Origin of the sequence: Corallococcus sp. AB030 (assembly GCF_003668965.1) — a bacterium.
GTDB lineage: Bacteria > Myxococcota > Myxococcia > Myxococcales > Myxococcaceae > Corallococcus > Corallococcus exiguus.
Window position 1 is genome coordinate 22,923 of sequence record NZ_RAWQ01000137.1, and the last position, 6,207, is coordinate 29,129.

The following is a 6,207-nucleotide window of genomic DNA, read 5'->3' on the forward strand; positions in this document are numbered from 1 at the left end:
GGACGTCACGTGCAAGGTTGATGTGGTGAAAACCCACCCCCGAGGTCCTCTCGCTTCCGGCCGCCTCCGGAAGAAGCCCCGTGTGGCGCCCGCGTCAGCGGCGGCGCTGTCGCGGCGGCAGTTGGAGCGCAAGCTGGCGGTCAGCGTGGGGGCGGCGGCCCGGGCCGCGCGGCTGCGGGCTGGCCTCACGCAGGCGGACGTGGCGGATCGCGTCGGCATCGCGTCGGAGGTCTACGGCCGGCTGGAGCGGGGCAAGATGATGCCCAGCGTCCCCACGCTGTTCCGCCTGTGTCTGGCGCTGCAGCTGTCCGCGGACGCGTCCCTGGGGCTGGCCCTGGCGGCGGCGGCGGGCGCGGGGCTGTGGGAGGAGGACTCCACGGACAAGGACGACCTGCCGGAGATGCGCCGCCTGCTCCGCGCGGTGCGCCGGCTGCCGCGCCCCCAGCTCAAGCTGATGAGCCTGGTGGCCAGCGCCATCCTGCCCACGCGCCGCTGAAGGGGCCTCTCAGGGCGCGGACGCGGGCGGGCGGGCCGTGCCCGCGCGCGGATCGGCTTTCGTCACCCGCCACACCCAGCCGGACGGGGTGGAGTCTCGCTGCGCGGTGTTCACGTCCACCGCGTACACGTCCAGGGTGTGCTCGCCCACGGGCAGGTCCTTCAGGCGCCATGGGGATTCGCAGGGGATGTAGAGGCTGCCATCCAGCGAGCACCAGAACACGGGCTTCAGCGTGGTGGCGGTGAAGACGAAGGTGGCCTCCCTGGAGGGCGTAGCCCCGGGGGGCCCTTCGTCGATGAACGTGTCCGGTCCTTCATTGCCCGCGCGCGCCAGCGACGGCGGGAAGAGCAGTGGCATCAACATCAGGCCCAACAGCAGTGACGCGAGCAGTCCGTGAGGAAGGTAGCGCAGGGACGGCGGGGGAATCATAAGCGGGCTCGCGTGACGCCGGGCGCCACGCGAACCCTGCCTTGGTGCATGTCGTTGGAGAGTGCTCTGGGAGGGTTGGGGCGTTCCACCATGGGCATGGCGTCCGGGAATGGGAAAGGGCGACTTCCTGGAAGGTGGGGATGGATCCGAAATGGGGCGCCCTGTCCCGGGGAGCGGTCCCGTCATCCACGGCGAGACGTGACGCGGAGTGCAAATGTCCTCCAGCGGAAAAGGTCCGCTGCCCGCACGGCCCCAGGCGGGCGGTGATGGCACGCGTCACGGAGCAGCGCTTGTCAGGGAGGACATCCCCTGGCCTCATGGATGCTGGCCGGGACCTTCCTTGCACGAACGCCATCGCCCATGACCTTCGCGAAGAGGAGCACCCCCTGGCACGCCGCCGCGCTGGTGCTTTGCCTGTGCCTGTCGTGGCCGGCTCAAGCCCAATCTCCTGAAGCGGACCCTGGCAGTGCCCGGCTGGGCGACACCCTGGACGCGGGCCTGCCCGTCACGGAGGAGAACCTCACCACCGGCTCCGCCCCACGGAACATGGGCGCGCCGTGGACGGAAGGGGACGGCCCCCAGGACGGGGGCACGGGCTCGGTCTCGAAGGAGGCGGACCTCCAGCGCACCACCGATGGCGGCTGGGCGGTGGAGCCTGGTGCGGCGGCTGCTGGCACGGACGGAGGCCCCTCGCTGGCGGCCTTCGTGCCGCCCTCGCTGGTGAGGGACTCGCCCGCGCCGTACCCGCCTCGGCTGGTGGGCGAGGGCGTGGCGGGCACGGTGAAGCTGGAGCTGCTGGTGGACGAGGCGGGCGAGGTGGACTCCGCCACGCTGGTGGACGGCGTGCACCCGCTGCTCAACGAGGCCGCGCTGCACGCGGCGCCTTCCTTACGCTTCTCTCCCGCGATGATGGAGGGCCAGCCCGTCGCGGTGCGCCTGTTCTTCGAGTACCGCTTCGAGGCCCCCGTCCCGATGGCCTCCAGCGCGGACGGCGGCGTTCCCATGCCGCAGGGCCCCATCACCCTCAAGGGCCTGGTGCGGGAGAAGGGCAACCGCCGGCCGTTGATTGGGGCGACGCTGGTGTCGGGCGCGGCGCCGGACTCGCCGGTGCAGACGGACGAGAACGGCCGCTTCGAGGCGCGCTTCCCCACGGGCGGTCAGGCGGTGCGCGTGTTCGCCCCCGGCCACAAGCCCGGCCTGTTCCGCGAGGCGCTGAAGTCCACCGAGTCGCTGGAGGTCGTCTACGGCCTGGAGCCGCTCGTGCTGAACCCCTACGAGACGGTGGTGCGCGGCGACCGCGAGCGCACGGAGGTGAGCCGCATCACGCTGCACGACGCGGAGCTGCGGGAAGTGCCCGGCACCATGGGCGACCCCTTCCGCGTGGTGATGCTGCTGCCGGGCGTGGGCAGCATGCTGTCCGGCGTGGCGTACCCGGTGGTGCGCGGCAGCCAGCCCGCGTCCACCGGCTACTTCCTGGACGGCATCCGCATCCCCATCCTCTTCCACCTGTTCCTGGGGCCCGCGGTCATCCACCCGGACTTCCTGGACGCCATCGACTTCTATCCGGGCTCGCCGCCGCCGCAGTACGGCCGGCTGATGGGCGGCGCCATCGACGGACGCCTCACCCGGCCTCGCGATGACCGCGTGCACGGCAGCGCCTACGCGGACTTCATCAACGCGGGCTTCTTCATCGAGACGCCCTTCAAGTCCACCGGCACCAACGTCAGCCTCGCGGGCCGCTATTCCTATACGCCGTGGATCATCGCGCTGGCGGCCAATCAGTTGCAGGACCCGCCGCCCCCGGGCCGCACCAACCCGAAGGTGGTGTTGGACTTCTGGGACTACCAGGCCCGCGTGGAGCAGGACGTGGGGCAGGGCAAGCTGCGGCTGTTTGCCTTTGGCTCGTCGGACACGTTCGGCTCGGAGGCGCAGGACGACCAGGGCGACACCGCGCTCCAGTCCGTCGCCTTCCACCGCGTGGACCTGCGCGGCCGCCACCCGCTGGGCAAGGGTGAGCTCGAGATTGGCGGGACGTGGGGCCTGGACCGCTTCGCTGTCGTGTCTCGCGGGCCGGACAACGGGAACGAAATCTACATCGACCAGGACAACTTCTCCGGGCGCCTGGGCTACAGCGTGCCATTGGATGAGCGGCTGCTGCTGCGCGCGGGCGCGGACCTGGAGCACAAGCGCGCCATCGTGGACGTGCTCACGGTGGAGAACGGCCGGCCGGTGGAGGAGGACACGGTGCGCGTGCCCGTGGCGCTGGCCACCTTCACCGGCGCGTACGCGGAAGGGGTGTGGACGCCCAATGACAGATGGACGGTGGTGCCCGGCCTGCGCCTGGACAGCTACCACCTGTCCGGCGGCTTCGACCACAAGGTCATCGAGCCGCGCCTCACCGTGCGCCACAGGCTCACCGACACCGTGACGCTCAAGGGCGGCGCCGGCATCTTCCACCAGCCGCCCACCACCCTCATCAGCCTGCCGGTGGTGGACGTGGGCAGTCTGTTGTTGGGCCTCCAGGAAGGCGTGCAGCTGTCCACGGGCGTGGAGTGGAAGGCCTTCGACAAGTGGGAGGTGGGGCTGGACGTCTATGTGAACCCCATGCTGCGCACCATCGAGCTCACACCCTTCTCCGACGAGGGCCTCACGGACGACATCGGAGACCCGGGGGACCCGGACGTCGTTGAGCCTCCGCCCGGTGGGGGCCCTCCTCGCCAGGACGGCTTCCGCCGGGTGCGCGCGCGGCAGATCGACGTCGATAGACCGCCTGTCAGCCGGGACGACTGGGACATCCCGGACTTCACCAGCCATGGCCTGGCGTATGGGTTGGAATTGCTCATCCGCTACCCGCTGGGGAACAACTGGTTCGGCTGGCTTTCGTACAGCCTCCAGCGCAGCACGCGGCGCACCACCTTCTATCGATATGACTCGTCAGGTCGGGCCATCTCCGAGGACTCCGCGGACCTGCCCTTCGCGTTCGACCAGACACACATCTTGAACCTGGTGGTCAGCCACAAGTTCTCCAACAACATCACCCTGGGAGGCGTGCTCCACTTCAACAGCGGACGCCCGGAGTACGGCACCCTGGGAAGCCAGACGCACCGCGAGGGCGTGGACTCAGACGGCCGCCCCGCGTGGGTGCAGGTGGATCGCGATCAGGTGGACCGGCTGCCGCCCTTCTTCCGCTTCGACCTGCGCGTCTCCAAGGCCTGGGCCTACGAGACGTTCACCCTGGAGGCCTATCTGGACATGCTCAACGTCACCCTCAACACGGAGACGCTGGGCTTCGACTACCTGGGCGGCGGCTACAGCCGGCAACCCCTGACCAAGAGTGCGGTGGGACTGCCCATTGCCCTGCCCATCATTGGCGTCAAGGGCCGGTACTGACCTGTCCTGAAGGGCAGGTCCACTGCTCGGGGGTGAACCGATTTTCGCGCACCCTGCCCTCCAGGGCTGCTCCACTCTTGGCCAGATGTGTCAGTATTCCGTGAGACGCGGGTTTTTCCAGCCTGCCCGGCACCGACGTGAAGGGTGGGGGAACAGACCTGTAGCGTCGGGGGGAGCACGATGATGGGTTTGTCCTGGGGGCCGGGAATGGCTCCGGCATGGGAACTGCCCGCTGACAGCGAGACGCCCTGCGTCCTCCTCGAGCCGCTGCACGGGGAGACAGGCGAAGCGCTCGACTTCCGCTGGACGTCCATGAACGTCCCGGCGGAGGGCTGGGTGCGCTCCCTGGAGCTGGGCCGTCACGTGTCCCTGTGGACGCGGGAGGGCGCCGCGCTGTTCGACGTGGCGACGTTCGTGCGCGTGCTGATGCGCGGTGTTCCGCATGTGGGCCTGCTGCCGGGGGACCCGGCGGGGCGGCGGTACGTGGTGGTGCGGCACGGAGAGGGATTGGCGCTGTGGCTGCTACCTCGCGACGAGGGCCAGGCGGCGGACGCGCATCAGGCGGAGCGGGAGCGGGCGGCGCGGCAGGAGGTGGAGGCGGCGCTGGCCAGGGCGGAGCAGACGGTGAGCGCGCTGCGGGAGGCGGAGGAGCGCTACCGGCTGGCGACGCGCGCCACGCATGACGTGCTGTGGGACTGGCACTTCGCCACGGACCACGTGCGGTGGGACCCGGGCACGGGGAACGCGTTCGGCCACGCCACGTCCATCCTGGAGCACAAGCTGGGCTGGTGGGGCGAGCGCGTGCACGACGACGACCGGGACCGGGTGGTGGACCGGCTGGTGGAGTTCGTCGCGTCCACGGGCGACGTCTGGAGCGAGGAGTACCGCTTCCAGCGCGCGGACGGCAGCTGGGCGCATGTCCTGGACCGGGGCGTGCTGGCGCGCGACGACGAGGGGCGCCCGGTGCGGATGATTGGCTCGATGATGGACGTCACCGAGCGCACCCGCCAGATGGAGACGATGGTGGAGGAGGCGCGCTTCCGCGAGCGCTTCATCGGCATCCTGGGACACGACCTGCGCAACCCGCTCAACGCCATCGTGCTGTCGGCGCGGGCGCAGAAGCGCCGGGGGCCGCTGGAGTGCACGCCGGAGCAGCACCGTCAGCATGCGCAGCGGATTGAGTCTTCCGCGACGCGCATGGGGAACATGATCGCGGACCTGCTGGATTTGACGCGCGCCCGGCTGGCCGGCGGCATCCCGCTGCGCAAGGCCCCCACGGACCTGGGGGCGGTGTGTCAGCAGGTGGTGGACGAATTGTCCGCGGCGTACCCGGACCGCGCGGTGGCGGTGGACGTGGACGGCAAGGCGGAAGGGGAGTGGGACGCGGAGCGGCTGGCGCAGGTGCTCTCCAACCTGGTGGGCAACGCGCTGGAGCACGGCAGCCCGGACTCGCCGGTGTTCCTGCGCTGCTGGGCGAAGGGCGAGCACCAGGTGCTGGAGGTGCAGAACCCCGGCTCGCCCATCCCGGAGGAGCTGCGTGAGCGGCTGTTTGATCCGTTCCACCAGGGCGAGGGCGAGCGTGAGCAGGGCGGCCGGCGCAACAGCGGGCTGGGGCTGGGGTTGTTCATCGTGAAGGAGATTGTCCTGGCCCACGGGGGGACGGTGGAGGTGACGTCGACGCAGAAGGACGGCACGACGTTCACGGTGCGGCTGCCTCGGCCGCCGCGCCCGAAGGCGAAGGCGAAGGCCGGCCGGAGCAGGACGCGGACTGCCTGACCTTTTTGGAAGGGGTGAGCGTTCGCAGCCATGCGCTGAGGGAGGGAGCGTCCGCCGCCGCACGCCGCGCGTGTTGTGCGAAGGACCGAAGGGGATGGGCCGGGAGGGCAGGGGTG

General features: G+C 70.5%; 4 protein-coding genes. 3 read left to right on the plus strand and 1 reads right to left on the minus strand.

Annotated features, from left to right (window positions below):
• Positions 1–82: 82 nt before the first annotated feature.
• The gene (locus D7Y15_RS28140) at positions 83–496 is read left to right on the plus strand and encodes a helix-turn-helix transcriptional regulator (protein ID WP_223639461.1); all 414 of its coding nucleotides are present in this window, start codon (positions 83–85) and stop codon (positions 494–496) included.
• A 9-nt stretch (positions 497–505) separates the two neighbouring features.
• Here D7Y15_RS28140 and D7Y15_RS28145 read toward each other — a convergent pair whose 3' ends face one another.
• Positions 506–925 (minus strand): hypothetical protein, encoded by a 420-nt coding sequence (locus tag D7Y15_RS28145; protein WP_120579241.1) that lies wholly within the window; start codon positions 923–925, stop codon positions 506–508.
• A 360-nt stretch (positions 926–1,285) separates the two neighbouring features.
• Between D7Y15_RS28145 and D7Y15_RS28150 the strand changes: the two genes are divergently transcribed.
• Together D7Y15_RS28150 and D7Y15_RS28155 are read left to right on the plus strand one after the other, a co-directional pair.
• Complete coding sequence (locus D7Y15_RS28150; RefSeq protein ID WP_121754506.1) at positions 1,286–4,315, plus strand: TonB-dependent receptor; 3,030 nt, start codon at positions 1,286–1,288, stop codon at positions 4,313–4,315.
• Between the two features lie 207 nt (positions 4,316–4,522).
• Positions 4,523–6,091, plus strand: coding sequence for an ATP-binding protein (locus tag D7Y15_RS28155; RefSeq protein ID WP_158629126.1), 1,569 nt, complete (start codon positions 4,523–4,525; stop codon positions 6,089–6,091).
• Positions 6,092–6,207: the final 116 nt, after the last annotated feature.